Below are 18,187 nucleotides of genomic sequence, written 5' to 3' on the forward strand. Positions count from 1 at the left end.
GGAGAAGAAGCGAATGAAATTAACAGTTATTGGGACAGGTAAGATTGTTGAGGAAGCGTTACCCGTTTTATCAGAAACCAAGGGGATAGAACTCAAGGCTATCGTTTCGACTAAAAGAAGCTTTGATAAAGCTAAAGCACTTTCACAATTATATGAGATTCCCCACTTTTATGACCAGTTAGAAGAGGCTTTGGAAGATGCTAACAGTGATACGGTCTATATTGCCACGCCTAACCATTTACATTATGAGATGGCAAAGGCTGCTATCTTGGCGGGGAAACACGTTATCTGTGAAAAGCCATTTACTTTGGAGCTGGCACAAGCACAGGAGCTGGCAGAATTGGCTAAACAGAAGCAGTTAATGCTTTTAGAGGCTATTACCAATCAGTATTTAGAGAATTTTAGCCTTATTAAAGAGCAATTGCCTGAACTTGGTGACATTAAAGTTGTAGACTGTAATTATTCTCAATATTCGTCGCGCTACGATGCTTTTAAAGATGGTGTGATTGCGCCAGCTTTTGACCCTGAAAAAGGAGGGGGCGCTTTAAGGGATCTAAATATTTACAATATCCATTTGGTGGTAGGTCTATTTGGAGAACCTGAGCATGTCGCTTACTTACCGAATATGGAGAGAGGTGTTGATACATCGGGGGTTTTGCTTTTGGATTATGCTAAGTTCAAAGTGGTTTGTATAGGTGCTAAAGATTGCAGTGCCGAAATCAAATCAACAATCCAGGGGAATAAAGGCTCCATTGCAATTCTTGGCGCTACAAACACTCTGCCGGAAATCCAAGTGACAAAGAATGGTGAAAAGCCACAAGTATTTAATGCTAATCAAGGAAATCACCGCATGGTTGCGGAATTCCAAGTCTTTCAAGAAATCATTGCTCTCAAGGATTACGCACGTGCTCAAGCTGCTTTAAATCATAGTCTATCTGTTATGAAAGTCCTTGAAAAAGCTAGCGAAAGCCTGTCATAAACGATTGAGATTGACTATGTCAATCTCTTTTTTGCTATACTTCACTTGTAAATATGCTATAATGAAGTGATATTGAATTTAGGAAAAAGGAAAAGATATGACAAATTATGCGATCATTTTAGCTGCAGGTAAGGGTACTCGTATGAAATCGGATTTACCCAAAGTTCTTCATAAAGTATCAGGTTTGACGATGCTAGAACATGTTTTTAGAAGTGTCGCTGCGATTGCGCCAGAAAAAAACGTAACGGTTGTAGGCCATAAAGCTGAATCAGTAAAAGAAGTCTTAGCTGGGCAATCAGGATTTGTCTTGCAAACCGAACAGTTGGGAACTGGGCATGCTGTCATGATGGCTGAAACAGAATTGGCTGGTTTAGAAGGAAACACTTTGGTTATTGCAGGCGATACCCCACTCATTACTGGAGATAGTCTTAGAAATTTGATTGATTATCATGTCAACCATAAAAATGTTGCAACTATTCTAACTGCCAAAGCTGAAGATCCCTTTGGCTATGGACGTATTATCCGCAACAATGATGGGGAAGTGACAAAGATTGTTGAGCAAAAAGATGCTAATGAGTACGAGCAAAAAGTCACCGAGATTAACACAGGTACCTATGTTTTTGACAATAAACGTCTTTTCGAAGCTCTAAAAAACATCACTACAAACAATGCACAAGGTGAATATTATTTAACAGATGTTATTTCTATTTTTAGGGAAAATCGTGAAAAAGTTGGAGCTTACGTCCTACGTGATTTCAACGAGAGCTTAGGAGTTAACGACCGTGTGGCGCTTGCTACTGCTGAATCCGTCATGAGACGACGCATCAATAAAAAGCATATGATTAATGGTGTGACCTTCCAAAATCCAGAGGCTACCTATATTGAAAGTGATGTTATCATTGACCCCGATGTATTATTGGAAGCAAATGTTACCTTAAAAGGTAAGACAAAAATAGGTGCAGGCTCCATTCTGACTAATGGGACCTGCCTTGTAGATGCTCAGCTAGGTCAACATGTTGTCATTACAAGTTCCACTATTGAAGAATCAACTTTAGCTGATGGGGTTACAGTTGGACCTTATGCCCATATCAGACCGGGGTCAATCTTAGCTGAAAAGGTTCATGTTGGAAACTTTGTTGAGGTTAAAGGTTCATCACTTGGGCAAAATACTAAAGCGGGACACTTAACATACATAGGTAATGCAGAAGTTGGCTCAGATGTTAACATTGGTGCGGGTACCATCACAGTTAACTATGACGGTCAGCATAAATTCAAGACGATGATAGGTAATAATGTCTTTGTCGGTAGTCATTCAACCTTAATTGCACCACTTGAAATTGGTGACAATGCTTTAACTGCTGCAGGGTCTACCATTTCAAAAAATGTCGCAGCTGATAGTATTGCTATTGGTAGAAGTCGTCAAGTAACAAAAGAAGGTTACGCCAAACGTCTACCACATCACCCTAACAATAAATAAAATGGATACAAAGGAGGAGAAGCATGGATTTTGAAGAAAAAACAATTGGTCGGCAAACGATTTACAAAGGAGCTATTTTCGATGTTGTTGTTGATGATGTAGAACTTCCCAATGGTTTGGGGCAAGCTAAGCGAGAATTAGTTCTCCATCGTGGTGCCGTTTCTGTCCTAGCAATCACTCCAGAAAATAAGATTCTTATTGTGAAACAGTACCGTAAGGCTATTGAGGCTGTTTCTTATGAGATACCAGCAGGAAAATTAGAAGTTGGCGAAGCTGGCGCTGAACGAGAAGCCGCTAGTCGTGAACTAGAAGAAGAAACTGGTTATAGAGGACAATTAGAACAAATCTATGAGTTTTATACGGCAATCGGTTTTTCAAATGAAAAAATAAGATTGTACCTTGCAAGAGATTTACAAAAGGTTGAGAATCCCCGACCACAAGATGACGATGAAGTGCTTGAAGTGTATGAGTTGTCTTACCAAGAGTGTTTAAATCTGATTGCTACAGGACAAATTGTAGATGCCAAAACCATAATTGCTATCAATTACTTTGGCCTATATCTAGGAGGTAGCTAATCATGGGTAAATCCTTATTAACTGATGAAATCATCGAAAAAGCTAATCGCGGTGAGTATATCGAAGATGATTTTGAGGTAGATTCTGAAACAAAGGTTGTGACTTTTTCAGAGGACAAGGAAGACAATTCTGACCGGATTTATAAAAGTCGACGCATAGAAAATGCCAAACGCCATCACTTTCAATCAAAGCTAAATATGTTATTGATTGCCTTGGTTCTCTTAATTGCTTTTCTTATTTATGCCATATTTAATTTATAAAAAGGATAACAAATGAAAATCGGAATAATTGCCGCAATGGAAGAAGAATTGCGCTTGTTAGTGGAGCAATTAGCTGAAAAAGAAAGTCATGATATTTTAGCTAATACCTATTATATAGGTAAGATTGCTGGACAAGACCTCGTCTTGGTTCAATCGGGCGTTGGTAAAGTGATGTCTGCAATGACAGTGGCTATTTTAGTTGAAAACTTTAAGGTTGATGCCTTGATTAATACAGGTTCTGCAGGTGCAGTTGCGCCACATCTGCAGATCGGGGATGTGGTGGTTGCAAACCAATTGGTTTATCATGATGTCGATTTAAGGGCATTTGGTTACGATTATGGGCAAATGTCCATGCAGCCACTTTATTTTGAGAGTCATCCTGATTTTGTGACTATCTTTAAAACAGTGTTAGATCAAGAAGAGTGTCATAGTGCTATTGGTCTTATTGCTACTGGTGATTCCTTTATTGCAGGAGCAGAGAAGCTCAATGTGATTAAAAACCATTTTCCCGATGTTCTAGCTGTGGAGATGGAAGGTGCGGCAATTGCTCAAGCAGCATATGCCTGTGGTAAACCTTTCATTGTCGTCCGGGCTATGAGTGATACTGCAGCACATGATGCCAATATTACCTTTGATCAATTTATCGTAGAGGCTGGTCGCAAATCTGCTCAAATCTTACTAGCGTTTTTAGAAGCCTTGTAAAAAAATTGGAAAAAAGAACCACTTATAATGGACAGTGCAAAAGGTAGCTACTGTTCTTATAAGTGGTTCTTTTTATAGGATTCTAATTGTTTTTTCATGCCTCTGAAATGTAAAGTTGTTCTGCAATCATTTCCGGAATGGTTAATGTTTTGTTATTGTAACTTATGGTATAGGTTTTAGCAAAGTTATCAATCTGTTGTAGTTCAATCAGGGTATTTAATCTTAAGTCATGCTGTTCCAAATAGTTGATTAGTTCAATATGATCATGGATTCGAGCTAACTTATAGGTCCCTGGTGAGGACAATTGGTTCAATGTTTGATGGTTAATCTCCTTGAGGGGCTCGTTTTTACGCGGAATCGTTCCACCATGAGGACAAAAAGTAGGGAATCCCAAATTCTCATCAAGCCGATCAATAAAAGTATTAGAAACAGTGTGCTCTAAAATTTCTGCCTCTTGATGAACTTCTTGAGGACTATATCCTAATTGATTAATCAAAAAGACTTCAATAAGTCGGTGTTTGCGGTATAGATTGGCAACCAGGTCACTTCCTTTTTCTGTTAATAAATAACCTTTCTTGACATCTTTTTGAATCCATTCTTGGTTAATCATTTTTTTGAGCATCTCGGATACAGCAGGGGGAGAAACTTGCATTTTCTCCGCTATCATTTTATTAGAAATTTTAAGTTGAATTTGTCCCAGCTCGTGGATACATTTAAGGTAATCTTCTTTATTAGGCGTCATAGGGCTATGCCTTTCTGTTATTTATAACGATTATTATAACAAAATATTTCAGAAAAATCTTGACAAAAGATACTTTGTAATGTACATTAATAATATAATTAACTACACCTAATTAATTAAATAAACTAATTTAAGGAGAGTCTTATGTTTAAGAAGCTAAGTCTAATTGTGACAGCTTTTCTATCCATTATCGTCTTAACAGCTTGTTCGGGAGCAGGTTCTAAAACTGCTAAAAATGAAAAACTGAATGTGGTTGTTACTAACTCTATTATTGCTGATATGACTAAGAATATAGCTGGAGATAAAATTAATCTTCACAGTATTGTACCGATTGGTAAAGATCCACATGAGTATGAGCCATTACCAGCAGATGTCGAAAAAACCAGCTCTGCTGACTTGATTCTTTACAATGGTATTAACTTAGAAGATGGTGGCCATGCTTGGTTTACTAAATTGGTTAAGAATGCAAATAAAAAGAAAAATAAAGATTACTTTGCAGTTTCAGATGGGGTTGATGTCATTTACTTAGAAGGTCAATCTGAAAAAGGCAAAGAAGATCCTCATGCTTGGTTAAATTTAGAAAATGGAATGATTTATTCTAAAAATATTGCTAAGCGTTTAAGCCAAAAAGATCCTAAAAATGAAGACTATTATCAAGAAAACTTAGACAAGTATTTGGCTAAGCTAGAAAAATTAGATAAAGAAGCTAAATCTAAATTTGATAAAATTCCAGAAAACAAGAAAGTCATCGTGACAAGTGAAGGTTGTTTTAAATACTTCTCAAAAGCATATAAAGTACCATCTGCTTATATTTGGGAAATTAACACAGAAGAAGAAGGAACACCGGATCAAATTTCAAGCTTGATTGAAAAATTAAAGGCTAAAAAACCATCGGCTCTCTTTGTTGAATCAAGTGTGGACAGTCGTCCGATGAAATCTGTTTCTAAAGATAGTGGCATTCCAATTTATTCTGAAATTTTTACAGATTCTATTGCTAAAAAAGGTCAAGACGGCGATAGTTACTACGCTATGATGAAGTGGAATCTTGATAAAATTTCTGAAGGATTAGCAAAATAATAGCTGAAGGCACATGGTCAAGCTGGTTGTGTGCTTTCTTTTATTTTAGGAGGAGAAATGATAGAGATAAAAGACCTAAAGGTTAGCTATGATGGTAACAAAACAGTCTTGAGTAATGTTGATTTACAAATTAGTGAACCTGGGATTATCGGAATTATAGGACCTAATGGGGCTGGAAAGTCAACGCTAATGAAGGCAATTTTAGGCTTAGTTAATTATGATGGTAAAATAACGATCAACCATGATTTATCTTCAGCTGATAAAGCCATTGCTTATGTTGAACAACGGAGTCAAATTGATTTTAATTTCCCTATTACGGTTGAAGAATGTGTTTTGTTAGGGACATATGGAAAGTTAGGTTTATTTAAAAATGTAAAGAGTAAAGAAAAGGAAATGGCACAGAAAGTTCTGGAAGATGTTGGACTAACTGATTATGCCAAAAAACCAATCAAGGCTTTATCTGGCGGTCAATTTCAGCGTATGCTTTTAGCTCGTTGTTTGATACAGGATCAAGAATATCTGTTTCTTGATGAACCTTTTGTTGGTATTGATTCTCTTAGTGAAACCATCATTGTTGATTTACTCAAAAAACTTAAAAATCAGGGACGAACAATATTAATTGTTCATCATGATTTAAGCAAGGTTGAAGATTATTTTGATCACGTTTTATTAATAAATGGCAAGGTTATTGCTTTTGGTTCCGTGTCTGATGTCTTTACAATTGACAACCTTTCTAAGACCTATGGTAATGAGTTAATCGTGAAAGGAGGAGAGGCCTAAATGTTTGATAAGTTTATAAATGGCTTCTTGTCATATCATTTCCTTCAAAATGCCCTCGTTACGGCAGTGGTTATTGGTATTGTTTCAGGTGCTGTAGGGTGTTTTATTATCCTACGGTCCATGTCATTGATGGGAGATGCGATTTCTCATGCTGTACTGCCGGGGGTGGCTCTCTCTTTTATTTTAGGGCTGAATTTTTTCATTGGTGCCATCGTTTTTGGTTTGTTGGCATCCATACTAATTACTTTTATCAAAGAAAACAGTGTCATTAAAGGCGATACCGCTATTGGTATTACCTTCAGTTCATTTTTAGCACTAGGGGTTATTCTAATTGGTGTTGCTAATAGTTCCACAGACTTATTTCATATCCTTTTTGGTAATATTCTAGCTGTACAAGATAGTGATAAGTGGATAACCATTTTTGTTTCTGTACTGGTATTAGCTTTAATTATTTTATTTTTCAAAGAGTTACTCCTCACCTCTTTTGATCCTATTTTAGCTAAAACAATGGGAATAAATGTCTCTTTTTATCATTATTTATTAATGGTTTTACTGACGCTTGTTTCAGTAACGGCGATGCAAAGTGTAGGGACTATCTTAATTGTAGCTATGTTGATAACCCCAGCGGCAACTGCATATCTCTACGCTAATAGTCTAAAAACAATGTTAATCATGTCTTCTACCCTAGGAGCTCTGACATCAATTTTAGGTCTATTTTTGGGTTATACTTTCAATATTGCAGCAGGCTCCAGCATTGTTTTAACCTCCTCTATCATTTTTGCGATTAGCTTCTTTTTATCACCAAAGCAAGCTAGAAAGCTGAAGAAAAGACAAGCATAAAAAAACAGTTCCAACTGTCTAAGGACATTGGAACTGTTTTTATAATTAGTTTGCTTATTTCTTGTTTTTTGCTGGCATATCCTTTTGAATAGTCACTGTGAGAATAGTAATATCCTGGGTAGGTTTATCATTGCTATCAACGGGAGATTTGGCAATTTTATCTACTATATCCATGCCATCAATGACTTGGCCAAAGACAGTATAGGCGCCATCTAAGCTAGGATTGCCTCCTTCTTTATAGGCATCAATGATTGGTTTTGGATAATGAGTTTCAGATAATTTTTTAGCCTGATTTCCAGGATTTTGATTGATAAAGAATTGGCTACCATTGGTATCTGCTCCTGCATTAGCCATAGCTAATGCGCCACGGATATTGTAGAGGTAAGGACTAATTTCGTTTGCAAAGCCATTTCCAGCATCAATTTTTGTGTTTTTTCCATTCCAAATGGACTCACCACCTGTCCCATCACCTTTGGGATCACCAGATTGAATCATGAAATTGGTAATAACACGGTGAAAAGTTAGATTATTATAATAACCTTCTTTAGCATGGGTCAGAAAATTTTCTACAGCCAAGGGAGCATATTTAGGAAAAAGTTTTAAAGTAATATCACCCTCACTAGTTTTAATTAATACTTTAGCTTCATCCTTAGCAACTTCTTTTGATAATTGTGGGAACTGATGTTTATCAGCATTTAAGGCTTTCTCGATTTGAGCCTCATAAGCTTTAGTTGCTGCCGAAGATTCTTCTTTGGCAATTTTATCGTCAACATATTTATCACCTTTGATCAGACGATCAATTGACTCACATGCAGTAAGGCTCACTAGGCTTAAGGCAAGAAGGAATATGGTCAGAACTTTCTTCATGGTTTCTCCTTAGATTGATTTTCCTTTATTTTATCATAAAGTTTGCTCCTTGATAAGTCTATTTCTTTCTCTTTAAAAAATGGTATAATAAATTTATGGCTATAAGAAATCAACATAAAAAGGGGACGAAAAAGAGACGTCCCACAAAGGCAGAAATTGAAAAACAAAGAGCCATCAAACGGATGATTTTCTCATTCTTACTAGCTCTTGTTTTGATTTTTGCTGCAATTCGACTTGGAGTTTTTGGGATTACAGCATATAATGTTATTCGTTTTATGGTAGGTAGTTTGGCTTACCTTTTTATTCTTGCTGTTTTTTGCTATCTATTTTTCTTTAAATGGTTACGAAAACAAGAGGGTTTGATTGCTGGGTTTCTCATTCTTTTCATGGGGTTACTCATTGAATGGCATGCTTATTTATTTACCTCTCCTGAACTTAAAAACCATGAGGTTTTCACCTACACGACTCGATTGATTACTCAAGATCTTTTAGGCTTTAAAGTGCAGAACTTCCTTGGTGGAGGTATGCTTGGTGCTTTGATTTATAAACCCGTATCCTTTCTTTTTTCTAATATAGGGTCTTTCTTTATAGGCGCCTTAATTATTCTGCTAGGAATCTTCCTAATGACACCATGGGATGTTTACGATGTCAGTCACTATGCTAAAACTCTTTGGCAAAGCTTTGCTGATCAGCAAAAACGTCGACGGGAAGAACGCTTTGTCAAACGCGAAGAGGCTAAAGCATTAGCTGCACAGGCACAATTAGAACAAGAAGCCTTAGAAGCTCAACTGTCCCAAAATCAAACTGTTGATTCAGAGACAGGAGAAATTTTGAAAGGAACAAGTTCAGAAATGGTGCTGGGAGCGGGTGATTTTTCAAACCTCAGACAAGCTGAGCCGGAAATCGTAGCCTATCAACCGCATCATAATGAAGAGGTTATTGATTTTCCGCTTGAGGAGTTAGAGGATGATTACCTTCAAGGAGAACATTCAAGGTCAGCTATACAAGCTTCAGAGCTAGAAGCAGATAGACTAGATGATGAGCCTGTTGAAGTAGACTTCACACCTAAGAGTAATTTACTTTATAAGCTGCCGACAATTGATTTGTTTGAGCCAGATAGACCTAAAGACCAATCGAAAGAAAAGAACTTAGTTCGTAAAAATATTAGGGTCTTAGAGGATACCTTCCGCAGCTTTGGTATTGATGTTAAGGTTGAACGAGCGGAGATTGGACCTTCGGTAACCAAGTATGAAATTAAACCAGCTGTTGGAGTGCGTGTCAATCGCATCTCTAACTTGGCAGACGATTTAGCTTTAGCCTTAGCAGCTAAGGATGTCAGAATAGAGGCACCCATTCCAGGGAAATCTTTAGTTGGTATTGAAGTGCCGAATTCTGAAATTGCTACTGTTTCTTTTCGTGAGCTCTGGGAACAATCTAATAGCTCAGCTGAAAAACTCTTGGAAATTCCACTCGGAAAAGCTGTTAATGGTCTGGCACGTACTTTTGATTTAACTAGGATGCCTCACTTATTAGTGGCCGGTTCGACAGGGTCTGGTAAATCTGTTGCTGTTAATGGTATTATTTCTAGTATTTTGATGAAGGCCAGACCTGATCAGGTTAAATTCTTAATGGTTGACCCTAAGATGGTTGAATTATCTGTTTATAATGATATTCCTCATCTCCTTATTCCAGTTGTAACTAATCCTCGTAAGGCAAGTAAAGCTCTCCAGAAGGTGGTTGATGAGATGGAAAACCGTTATGAACTCTTCAGTAAGGTGGGTGTTCGAAATATAGCAGGTTACAATGCCAAGGTTGAAGCCTTTAACAGTAAATCTGAAGAAAAACAAGTTCCCTTGCCTTTGATTGTGGTCATCGTTGATGAGTTAGCTGACTTGATGATGGTTGCCAGCAAAGAAGTAGAAGACGCTATTATTCGCTTGGGTCAAAAAGCACGTGCTGCTGGTATTCATATGATCTTAGCAACGCAACGGCCATCTGTTGATGTTATTTCTGGTTTAATTAAAGCTAATGTTCCATCACGGATTGCATTTGCTGTCTCGTCTGGAACAGATAGTCGAACGATTTTAGATGAAAATGGGGCTGAAAAACTTCTGGGACGAGGTGATATGCTCTTCAAGCCGATTGATGAGAACCATCCAGTTCGATTGCAAGGATCCTTCATTTCAGATGATGATGTTGAAGGTATCGTCTCATTTATTAAGGAACAAGCCGAGGCTGATTATGATGACTCCTTTGACCCAGGTGAGGTTACTGAAGCTGATATGGCCAGTGGGTCTGGTGATTCTAGTGAAGGGGATCCACTCTTTGAGGAAGCAAAAGCCTTAGTTCTCGAAACTCAAAAAGCCTCTGCTTCGATGATTCAACGTCGTCTATCAGTTGGTTTTAATCGAGCGACTCGCTTGATGGATGAACTAGAAGAAGCCGGCGTTATTGGCCCAGCAGAAGGGACCAAACCAAGAAAAGTTTTGCAAACACAATAAAAAGCTTTGTCTCATTAACAAAGCCTTTTATTTTGTAAAAATCACTATGACAAGGATTAGATAACCAAAGAAAGTCATGAGAAAGCCAATTCGCCAAAAGAGTTTGATGAAACGGGAATAGGTAAAGCGCTGACTTCTAATAACCAATGTTAATGTGATAATAATCGCTAGTAGTGATAATATAATCAGATAATAGGGCAAAAAATTATTGTCAAAGAATTTTCCCGAAACAATAGCAATTTCTAAAGCAAAAAATAGGAAGGCTAAATCAGGAAACTTTAAACCGTACCGGCCAAGTTTAAAAAAAGTGACTAAAATCTGTGAAACAAGGGGAGTTAAAATAATAAAGAGCAATGCAATTAATTTGTATGTCATCATAGCATTATTTTAACCTTTAAACGATAACTTGTAAATAAATGTTCTTAAAATTTCCGAACAGAAATGGCCATTCAAAAAATAAAACAAGTGGTCACTAAGGGTTTTTATTAGGAATTAACCCTAAAATATGGTACATTAGAGGTATAGAAAGAAGAAAGGAAGTTTATTATGAAACAGTTACATACATTCCCAGTTCCAGAACTGCTTACAGAGACTCAACCTTTTATTTCCATCAGCTTTGCTTTAGATGACTATTCTGCTTATTCCGAAAAGGATAGTCTCAAACTTGAAAACTATCTCAAGGAAGCAGAGACCGCAGTCCAAGATTTAGGCCCTTCATGGCTAAACCAAATCGAAGCTGTGCGTAAAGCTGAAAGGGAACTTTTAACTGCTACAAAAAGTCTTCTTTTATATACAAATGAGGGTCACGTTTTTTATTACCATCTTAATATCCCAGTTAGTGATCAAATGCTTTTTGGAGATGGGCCCAATATAGCTCCTCTCATCAAACATTACCAATTTAATAATGATTACCATCTTTTAGTTTTAAACCAAGACAGTGCCCACGTTTTTGAAGTAAGCCAAGATTCTTTTCGAGACATAAAAGAAGATGGCTGGCCCCTTCAACTGACTGAGGTTTTAGGTCATGAAAAAGATGGAGGACAATTAAGTCATTCTGGCTCAGCTGCCAAAGGTGGCCCCGGTCAGCCAGGCTTCCATGGCCATAATGAAACGAGCGCTGAAAAAGAGATTGACCGAGATAACTTTTTCCGAGCTGTTGATAACCATCTAATAGAGACCTTTGGTCAAGAATCACGCCCATTGATTCTGTATAGTTTACCAGAGAACCAGGCAAGATTCCGCTCAATCAGTAAGTATTTACCATTAATGGATACAGGAATTGAACTATCGGGTGCTAAAGTTTCTACAGAGGAAATTGCAGAGCGGGCTTGCCAGTTTATCGCTGGCTACCGCAGTCAAATGCTAACCTCATTAAGCAAACGGTTTGTTGAAACCAAGCCAGAATATCGTGTCAACGACCAATTGGAAGAAATTAAAACTCTGGCACACGAAAACCGAATTGATGAATTAATCATCGTTGAGGATAAAGTTCTTTCAGCGGAGAGTGACAGGGACAAACGTTCTACTATAAAAGATATTGTCTTAGCAACCTACCAAGCTAAAGGAAAAGTTTATATTCTGGATTCAGAACAATTAGAAGGAGACTTTAGCATTAGTGCTCGTCTCCGCTATTAGCGAAGAAGAGTGAGAGGTGAATTCGCCTCTCACTCTTTTATTATGTGACTTTCAGTCCGTTTCACACCTTCGGAGTGAAACAAGAACCACCCGCTATGCGGGTGCGCGGCCAAAGTTATACTACAAAAAAACTCCAAACGCGCTACAATATAGGTGTTCAGGCCAATTGTATAGCGAAAGGAGTTAAAGTATGGTACAGAAGGCACCTAGCTTATCACACACAAAGTGGATGTGTAGGTATCACATTATGTTCACCCCTAACTATAGATGAAAAATAATCTATAATCAATCAAGTAAAGTATAACGTACTTTACTTCGTAAATATGTGTTCTCCGAAGGGTCTTGGCAGACAGCCTACCGCTACAAAAGAAAGATGGCGAGCTAACAAAAAGCCGTCAGATAGTTTTTTATTTATCAAACCCTAATAATTTCACAAATTTCAGAATCGCCTTTTTCTACGATAATTCGCTTTTTACGCTGATAAGCAGCATCAAAATATAACTTTACAACCCCAGTATGTGAACGATCAACCTCTTAGGGATAGCGGCAAGTAATACGAATGTCTTTTTAAGAGGCAAGTGACGAATCAAGAGTAATAAGGCTTGAACAAAGTGAAAGCCGGCGACTTTGGGTGCTGGCTAGTTGTCTGGGCTTATAGCCCTTGCTCAACCCCCTGTTAGACGGCTGGTTATGATTTTTATAGAGATTTAGGTTGCTTTTTTTTTAAAACATTGTATAATAGAAAGGTATGCTATATGCATAACTGTGGGAGGTAAAAATCTTAGTTACCGCCAAAACCACAACAGGAGGATTTTAAAAATGGCTAAAAAAGTCGAAAAACTTGTAAAACTTCAAATCCCTGCTGGTAAAGCTACACCAGCTCCACCAGTTGGACCAGCATTAGGTCAAGCAGGTATCAACATCATGGGATTCACAAAAGAATTTAACGCTCGTACAGCTGACCAAGCTGGCATGATCATCCCAGTTGTTATCTCAGTTTATGAAGACAAATCATTTGATTTTATTACTAAAACACCACCAGCTGCAGTTCTTTTGAAAAAAGCTGCCGGTGTTGAAAAAGGATCAGGCACACCTAACAAAACAAAAGTTGCAACAGTTACTCGTGCACAAGTGCAAGAAATTGCTGAAACTAAAATGCCAGATTTAAACGCAGCAAACGTTGAGTCAGCAATGCGTATGATCGAAGGTACTGCTCGTTCAATGGGATTCACTATCACTGACTAATCAGTTTTGAACCCTATTACCCGCAAGACTTCATCATAATTTGATGAGTGACGTGGGAGATTTTAAATCAAATCGATATGACCACATTACAAGGAGAATTTTAAAATGGCTAAAAAAAGCAAACAAATGCGTGCAGCACTTGAAAAAGTTGACAGCACAAAAGCATACAGTGTAGAAGAAGCTGTAGCATTAATCAAAGAAACTAACTTTGCAAAATTTGACGCATCAGTTGAAGTTGCATATAACTTAAACATTGACGTTCGTAAAGCAGACCAACAAATCCGTGGTGCAATGGTATTGCCAAACGGAACTGGTAAAACACAACGTGTACTTGTATTTGCGCGTGGGGCTAAAGCTGAAGAAGCAAAAGCTGCTGGAGCAGACTTCGTTGGTGAAGATGACTTAGTAGCTAAAATTAACGGTGGATGGCTTGATTTTGATGTTGTTATTGCAACACCAGACATGATGGCTATCGTAGGTCGTCTTGGACGTGTCCTTGGACCTCGTAACTTGATGCCAAACCCTAAAACTGGTACTGTAACTATGGATGTTACTAAAGCAGTTGAAGAGTCTAAAGGTGGTAAGATTACTTACCGTGCTGATAAGGCTGGTAACGTACAAGCAATCATTGGTAAAGTATCATTTGATGCTGATAAATTAGTTGAGAACTTCAAAGCATTTAATGATGTTATGGTAAAAGCTAAACCATCAACAGCTAAAGGGACTTACATGACAAATGTGTCAATCACATCAACACAAGGTGTTGGTATTAAAGTTGATCCATCAACAATGTAATAAAAGAGCTATCTGCGGATAGCTTTTTTTCATTAAAAAATTAAATTTTTAGAGGGGGATTAATGTATCAAAAAGCAAATGAAGACGACTTTTATTAGTAAATAGTAGCCGTTTATAACATAGAAAATGCTCCAATCTCAGATCAATTGAAAAAGATTCTCTTTGGAGCAGCTAGAGACCTAGATAAAAAAGAAAATCTCTATATTTTAGCTGACTACTTGCTGCGCTTTGTGACTATAGCAATAAGAGCACTAGGAAAAGATAGTCCCAAAGCATTAATAGACCTGTATCAATATCTCTTAGACTTATAGAAAAACTATAGGATGTTTTGCCTTGGACTCAGTAAACTATAGGAAAAAATAGTTAAGCCAATCGATAATTTCGATGATTTTTTCTCCAGTCATTTTGGCATTCAACTATCAAATTAAACGGTTTTATGGTAGAATAATAAAGGACAAAATAAGGAGATAATCATTGTGAAACCTAAATATCAACGTATTTTAATAAAATTATCTGGCGAAGCCTTAGCAGGAAATAAAGGTGTCGGGATAGATATTCCTACCGTACAAGAAATTGCCAAAGAAATTTCAGAAGTGCATGCTTCTGGCGTACAAATTGCACTCGTCATCGGTGGTGGTAATTTATGGCGAGGTGAACCTGCAGCTGAAGCAGGGATGGACCGTGTGCAAGCTGACTACACGGGTATGTTAGGAACTGTTATGAATGCCTTAGTAATGGCAGATAGCCTGCAACATTATGGGGTAGATACTCGAGTTCAAACGGCTATTCCAATGCAAAACGTTGCTGAATCCTATATCCGAGGTCGCGCACTACGCCATCTTGAAAAAGGACGTATTGTTGTCTTTGGTGCAGGAATTGGGTCACCTTATTTTTCAACAGATACAACAGCAGCTCTTCGTGCCGCTGAGATTGAGGCAGATGCCATTTTGATGGCAAAAAATGGTGTTGATGGTGTTTACAATGCAGATCCTAAAAAAGATGCCAACGCGGTTAAATTTGATGAATTAACTCATGGTGAAGTTATCAAGCGCGGCCTTAAAATTATGGATGCTACGGCATCAACCCTATCAATGGACAATGACATTGACTTAGTTGTCTTTAATATGAACGAAGCTGGTAACATCAAACGCGTTGTGTTTGGTGAACACATCGGAACAACGGTATCAAATAAAATTATTGATTAAAGAAGCATAGAAAGAGGAAGAAGACATGGCAAATGCTATTATTGACAAAGCAAAACAACGATTTGAACAATCATTTCAATCTTTATCACGTGAATACGCAAGTATTCGTGCTGGTCGTGCGAATGCAAGTTTGTTAGACCGAATTCAAGTAGATTATTATGGGGCACCAACACCACTAAACCAATTATCATCTATTACAGTGCCAGAAGCACGCGTGTTATTGATTTCTCCATTTGATAAAAATTCTATCAAAGATATTGAACGTGCCATCAATGCTTCTGATTTAGGGATTACCCCTGCCAATGATGGCTCTGTTATCCGTTTAGTGATCCCAGCTTTAACGGAAGAAACACGTAAAAATCTTGCTAAAGAAGTTAAAAAAGTTGGTGAAAATCAAAAAGTTGCGATTCGTAACATCCGTCGTGATGCTATGGACGAGGCTAAAAAACAAGAAAAAGATAAAGAAATTTCTGAAGATGAACTAAAAACATTAGAAAAAGATATTCAGAAAGTAACCGATGACGCAATCAAGCACATTGATGCTATGACTGCCGAAAAGGAAAAGGAACTCTTATCTGTTTAAGGAGCTTCAGGCTTCTTTCATCGGGAAGTAAAACAAGCAAAGGGGTAGGTAAAGATTTTAGAAACTCTGTTTTGAAGGTCTGCCTACCCTTTTAAGAAAGAAAATAAAAATGAATGAATTATTAGCAACTCAACTAACAGGTTTAATTCGCGAAGAAAATGACCAGTCTTACTTTGTTCAAAAGGACGGCTTTATTTTCAATTTATCTAAGGAAGAAGGATCTCATACTATTGGTGATATGGTTACTGGTTTTGCCTACCTTGATCAAAAACAGAAACTTCGCCTAACCACTAAAGATATCAAGTCAACACGTCATCACTACGGTTGGGGTGAGGTTGTTGACGTACGCCGTGATTTAGGTGTTTTTGTTGATACTGGCATTCCAGATAAGGAGATTGTGGTTTCCTTGGATCTTCTTCCCGAATTGAAGGAATTGTGGCCTAAAAAGGGAGATCGTCTCTATATTAAGCTAGAGGTTGATAAAAAGGATCGTATCTGGGGGATACCTGCTGAACCAGAAGTGTTTCAAAAAATGGCTGACCCTGCTTACAATAATATGCAAAACCAAAATTGGCCAGCTATTGTTTATCGCCTAAAATTGTCTGGCACCTTTGTTTATTTGCCAGAAAATAACATGTTAGGTTATATCCACCCTAGTGAGCGTTACAATGAACCTCGCTTAGGCCAGGTCTTAGACGCGCGTGTTATCGGTTTTAGAGAGATTGATAGAAGTCTAAACCTCTCTATCAAACCAAGATCATTTGAAATGTTGGAGAATGATGCACAAATGATTCTGACCTATTTAGAGTCTAATGGTGGTTTCATGACGCTCAACGATAAATCATCGCCTGAGGATATCAAAGCTACCTTTGGCATCTCAAAAGGTCAGTTTAAAAAAGCCCTGGGAACACTGATGAAAGCAAAGCGTATTAAACAGGATACTAGTGGGACGGATTTGCTTTAACATAAGAGTTATAAAAACTTTGCCAGAGGTAAAGTTTTTTGCTACAATGAGACCACTAAATTTGTGATAGGAGTGCAGTGATGGAAAGAGCTATTTTTGCAGGTGGGTGTTTTTGGTGTATGGTAGAGCCTTTTGAAGAACACCCAGGAGTTATATCAGTTCTCAGTGGCTATACTGGAGGCCATACCCTTAATCCAACTTATGAAGAGGTTTGTCGTGGAAAAACGGGTCATACAGAGGCCGTTGAAATTATTTTTGACCCTGAACAAATCAGTTATTCAGAATTAGTGGAACTTTATTGGCAACAAACAGATCCAACAGACGCATTTGGTCAGTTTGAAGATCGGGGGGATAATTATCGCCCAGTTATTTACTATTTTGATTCTAGGCAAAGGGAAATAGCAGAGCAGTCCAAAGCACGATTACAAGCTTCTAGCCATTTCACGCAGCCTATCGTGACCACGATAGAGAAGGCGCAGCCTTTTTACCCAGCAGAGGACTATCACCAGGCTTTCTACAGAAAGAATCCAGCACGTTATGCCCAAAGCAGTAGACAAAGACATGAATTTTTAAAGGAGAACTGGTAGTGAGAAAATCATTTTACACTTGGTTGATGACCCAGCGGGATTCTAAGTCAGATGATCCAGTAGCAGTTTTAGCAGACTTGGCATTTGAGGATACAACTTTTCCAAAGCATAGCGATGATTTTGACGTAATTAGTCGTTACTTGGAAGATCAAGCAGTATTCTCCTTTAATTTAGGTTATTTTGACCAAATTTGGGAAGATTATTTAGCACATTAAGAAAGAATCAGAAATTTGAGCTTTACCGTGGGTAGAGCTCTTTTTGTACACTTTGTCTAAAACTGTTTAAAGTCAAGCTTTTTTAACGGTTTTCGTTGGCAGAACCGACGATTTAAGAGTAAAATGAAGGTGTTTAAATGAATAAAATTATTGAGGAG

19 protein-coding genes and 3 pseudogenes are annotated in these 18,187 nt (G+C 37.7%); 19 read left to right on the forward strand and 3 right to left on the reverse strand.

Annotated features, from left to right (window positions below):
* Positions 1-13: 13 nt before the first annotated feature.
* From STRPS_RS07425 to STRPS_RS07445, 5 genes are all read left to right on the forward strand, one after another.
* The gene (locus STRPS_RS07425) at positions 14-979 is read left to right on the forward strand and encodes a Gfo/Idh/MocA family protein (protein ID WP_007895854.1); all 966 of its coding nucleotides are present in this window, start codon (positions 14-16) and stop codon (positions 977-979) included.
* A 97-nt stretch (positions 980-1,076) separates the two neighbouring features.
* Positions 1,077-2,456 carry a bifunctional UDP-N-acetylglucosamine diphosphorylase/glucosamine-1-phosphate N-acetyltransferase GlmU gene (gene glmU, locus STRPS_RS07430; RefSeq protein ID WP_007895843.1) on the forward strand — a complete coding sequence of 460 codons (1,380 nt, stop codon included), beginning with the start codon at positions 1,077-1,079 and terminating at the stop codon, positions 2,454-2,456.
* 23 nt (positions 2,457-2,479) lie between these two features.
* Complete coding sequence (locus tag STRPS_RS07435) at positions 2,480-3,031, forward strand: NUDIX domain-containing protein (RefSeq protein WP_007895868.1); 552 nt, start codon at positions 2,480-2,482, stop codon at positions 3,029-3,031.
* 2 nt (positions 3,032-3,033) lie between these two features.
* Positions 3,034-3,291 carry a cell wall synthase accessory phosphoprotein MacP gene (macP, locus tag STRPS_RS07440; RefSeq protein WP_007895880.1) on the forward strand — a complete coding sequence of 86 codons (258 nt, stop codon included), beginning with the start codon at positions 3,034-3,036 and terminating at the stop codon, positions 3,289-3,291.
* 12 nt (positions 3,292-3,303) lie between these two features.
* Positions 3,304-3,993, forward strand: coding sequence for a 5'-methylthioadenosine/adenosylhomocysteine nucleosidase (locus tag STRPS_RS07445; protein WP_007895729.1), 690 nt, complete (start codon positions 3,304-3,306; stop codon positions 3,991-3,993).
* A 94-nt stretch (positions 3,994-4,087) separates the two neighbouring features.
* On the opposite strand, the gene STRPS_RS07450 is transcribed toward STRPS_RS07445, so the two are convergent.
* Positions 4,088-4,735: a metal-dependent transcriptional regulator gene (locus tag STRPS_RS07450; protein ID WP_007895696.1), complete on the reverse strand. Its 648-nt coding sequence runs from the start codon at positions 4,733-4,735 to the stop codon at positions 4,088-4,090.
* 144 nt (positions 4,736-4,879) lie between these two features.
* Here STRPS_RS07450 and STRPS_RS07455 point away from each other — a divergent pair, with 144 nt between their 5' ends.
* The 3 genes from STRPS_RS07455 to STRPS_RS07465 are packed head-to-tail and all read left to right on the forward strand — an operon-like array spanning position 4,880 to position 7,432.
* Positions 4,880-5,812 carry a metal ABC transporter substrate-binding protein gene (locus STRPS_RS07455; RefSeq protein WP_007895721.1) on the forward strand — a complete coding sequence of 311 codons (933 nt, stop codon included), beginning with the start codon at positions 4,880-4,882 and terminating at the stop codon, positions 5,810-5,812.
* Between the two features lie 57 nt (positions 5,813-5,869).
* Positions 5,870-6,592, forward strand: a complete 723-nt coding sequence (locus tag STRPS_RS07460; protein ID WP_007895695.1) for a metal ABC transporter ATP-binding protein — start codon at positions 5,870-5,872, stop codon at positions 6,590-6,592.
* Positions 6,593-7,432 carry a metal ABC transporter permease gene (locus STRPS_RS07465; protein WP_007895710.1) on the forward strand — a complete coding sequence of 280 codons (840 nt, stop codon included), beginning with the start codon at positions 6,593-6,595 and terminating at the stop codon, positions 7,430-7,432. It begins immediately after the preceding gene.
* Between the two features lie 54 nt (positions 7,433-7,486).
* On the opposite strand, the gene STRPS_RS07470 is transcribed toward STRPS_RS07465, so the two are convergent.
* The gene (locus tag STRPS_RS07470; protein WP_007895698.1) at positions 7,487-8,299 is read right to left on the reverse strand and encodes a peptidylprolyl isomerase; all 813 of its coding nucleotides are present in this window, start codon (positions 8,297-8,299) and stop codon (positions 7,487-7,489) included.
* 95 nt (positions 8,300-8,394) lie between these two features.
* Between STRPS_RS07470 and STRPS_RS10955 the strand changes: the two are divergent.
* Positions 8,395-9,037 (forward strand): annotated as a pseudogene (locus STRPS_RS10955) (cell division protein FtsK); the annotation flags it as partial.
* A 251-nt stretch (positions 9,038-9,288) separates the two neighbouring features.
* Positions 9,289-10,800 (forward strand): annotated as a pseudogene (locus tag STRPS_RS10960) (DNA translocase FtsK); the annotation flags it as partial.
* A 27-nt stretch (positions 10,801-10,827) separates the two neighbouring features.
* Here STRPS_RS10960 and STRPS_RS07480 read toward each other — a convergent pair.
* On the reverse strand, positions 10,828-11,178 hold the full coding sequence (locus STRPS_RS07480) for a DUF3397 domain-containing protein (protein ID WP_007895766.1): 351 nt from the start codon (positions 11,176-11,178) through the stop codon (positions 10,828-10,830).
* Between the two features lie 168 nt (positions 11,179-11,346).
* Between STRPS_RS07480 and STRPS_RS07485 the strand changes: the two genes are divergently transcribed.
* The 9 genes and pseudogenes from STRPS_RS07485 (at position 11,347) to STRPS_RS07520 (ending at position 18,029) form a co-directional block, all read left to right on the forward strand.
* Positions 11,347-12,435: a baeRF6 domain-containing protein gene (locus STRPS_RS07485; protein WP_007895847.1), complete on the forward strand. Its 1,089-nt coding sequence runs from the start codon at positions 11,347-11,349 to the stop codon at positions 12,433-12,435.
* 190 nt (positions 12,436-12,625) lie between these two features.
* A pseudogene (locus STRPS_RS10615) lies at positions 12,626-12,703 on the forward strand (IS200/IS605 family transposase); the annotation flags it as partial.
* A 551-nt stretch (positions 12,704-13,254) separates the two neighbouring features.
* Positions 13,255-13,680, forward strand: a complete 426-nt coding sequence (gene rplK, locus STRPS_RS07490; RefSeq protein WP_003085047.1) for a 50S ribosomal protein L11 — start codon at positions 13,255-13,257, stop codon at positions 13,678-13,680.
* A 105-nt stretch (positions 13,681-13,785) separates the two neighbouring features.
* The gene (gene rplA, locus STRPS_RS07495) at positions 13,786-14,475 is read left to right on the forward strand and encodes a 50S ribosomal protein L1 (protein ID WP_003082715.1); all 690 of its coding nucleotides are present in this window, start codon (positions 13,786-13,788) and stop codon (positions 14,473-14,475) included.
* Positions 14,476-14,951: 476 nt separating this feature from the next.
* On the forward strand, positions 14,952-15,680 hold the full coding sequence (pyrH, locus tag STRPS_RS07500; protein WP_007895800.1) for a UMP kinase: 729 nt from the start codon (positions 14,952-14,954) through the stop codon (positions 15,678-15,680).
* Positions 15,681-15,705: 25 nt separating this feature from the next.
* Positions 15,706-16,263 carry a ribosome recycling factor gene (gene frr, locus STRPS_RS07505; RefSeq protein WP_007895770.1) on the forward strand — a complete coding sequence of 186 codons (558 nt, stop codon included), beginning with the start codon at positions 15,706-15,708 and terminating at the stop codon, positions 16,261-16,263.
* A gap of 109 nt (positions 16,264-16,372) precedes the next feature.
* Positions 16,373-17,227 carry a CvfB family protein gene (locus STRPS_RS07510; protein WP_007895730.1) on the forward strand — a complete coding sequence of 285 codons (855 nt, stop codon included), beginning with the start codon at positions 16,373-16,375 and terminating at the stop codon, positions 17,225-17,227.
* 80 nt (positions 17,228-17,307) lie between these two features.
* Positions 17,308-17,814, forward strand: a complete 507-nt coding sequence (gene msrA / locus STRPS_RS07515; RefSeq protein ID WP_007895699.1) for a peptide-methionine (S)-S-oxide reductase MsrA — start codon at positions 17,308-17,310, stop codon at positions 17,812-17,814.
* The gene (locus STRPS_RS07520; RefSeq protein WP_007895706.1) at positions 17,814-18,029 is read left to right on the forward strand and encodes a YozE family protein; all 216 of its coding nucleotides are present in this window, start codon (positions 17,814-17,816) and stop codon (positions 18,027-18,029) included. The genes msrA and STRPS_RS07520 overlap by 1 nt, the downstream gene beginning before the upstream one ends.
* Positions 18,030-18,187: the final 158 nt, after the last annotated feature.

Source organism: Streptococcus pseudoporcinus LQ 940-04 (assembly GCF_000188035.1).
Classification (GTDB): domain Bacteria; phylum Bacillota; class Bacilli; order Lactobacillales; family Streptococcaceae; genus Streptococcus; species Streptococcus pseudoporcinus.

Excerpts from the sequence above, each read along its gene's own strand:
- macP (WP_007895880.1), top strand. The coding sequence starts at position 3,034 with ATGGGTAAATCCTTATTAACTGATGAAATCATCGAAAAAGCTAATCGC.
- rplA (WP_003082715.1), top strand. The coding sequence starts at position 13,786 with ATGGCTAAAAAAAGCAAACAAATGCGTGCAGCACTTGAAAAAGTTGAC.
- STRPS_RS07480 (WP_007895766.1), bottom strand. The coding sequence starts at position 11,178 with ATGATGACATACAAATTAATTGCATTGCTCTTTATTATTTTAACTCCC.
- STRPS_RS07465 (WP_007895710.1), top strand. The coding sequence starts at position 6,593 with ATGTTTGATAAGTTTATAAATGGCTTCTTGTCATATCATTTCCTTCAA.
- STRPS_RS07425 (WP_007895854.1), top strand. The coding sequence starts at position 14 with ATGAAATTAACAGTTATTGGGACAGGTAAGATTGTTGAGGAAGCGTTA.
- glmU (WP_007895843.1), top strand. The coding sequence starts at position 1,077 with ATGACAAATTATGCGATCATTTTAGCTGCAGGTAAGGGTACTCGTATG.
- STRPS_RS07455 (WP_007895721.1), top strand. The coding sequence starts at position 4,880 with ATGTTTAAGAAGCTAAGTCTAATTGTGACAGCTTTTCTATCCATTATC.
- msrA (WP_007895699.1), top strand. The coding sequence starts at position 17,308 with ATGGAAAGAGCTATTTTTGCAGGTGGGTGTTTTTGGTGTATGGTAGAG.
- STRPS_RS07435 (WP_007895868.1), top strand. The coding sequence starts at position 2,480 with ATGGATTTTGAAGAAAAAACAATTGGTCGGCAAACGATTTACAAAGGA.
- STRPS_RS07470 (WP_007895698.1), bottom strand. The coding sequence starts at position 8,299 with ATGAAGAAAGTTCTGACCATATTCCTTCTTGCCTTAAGCCTAGTGAGC.
- STRPS_RS07485 (WP_007895847.1), top strand. The coding sequence starts at position 11,347 with ATGAAACAGTTACATACATTCCCAGTTCCAGAACTGCTTACAGAGACT.
- STRPS_RS07445 (WP_007895729.1), top strand. The coding sequence starts at position 3,304 with ATGAAAATCGGAATAATTGCCGCAATGGAAGAAGAATTGCGCTTGTTA.
- STRPS_RS07460 (WP_007895695.1), top strand. The coding sequence starts at position 5,870 with ATGATAGAGATAAAAGACCTAAAGGTTAGCTATGATGGTAACAAAACA.
- frr (WP_007895770.1), top strand. The coding sequence starts at position 15,706 with ATGGCAAATGCTATTATTGACAAAGCAAAACAACGATTTGAACAATCA.
- STRPS_RS07510 (WP_007895730.1), top strand. The coding sequence starts at position 16,373 with ATGAATGAATTATTAGCAACTCAACTAACAGGTTTAATTCGCGAAGAA.
- STRPS_RS07450 (WP_007895696.1), bottom strand. The coding sequence starts at position 4,735 with ATGACGCCTAATAAAGAAGATTACCTTAAATGTATCCACGAGCTGGGA.
- rplK (WP_003085047.1), top strand. The coding sequence starts at position 13,255 with ATGGCTAAAAAAGTCGAAAAACTTGTAAAACTTCAAATCCCTGCTGGT.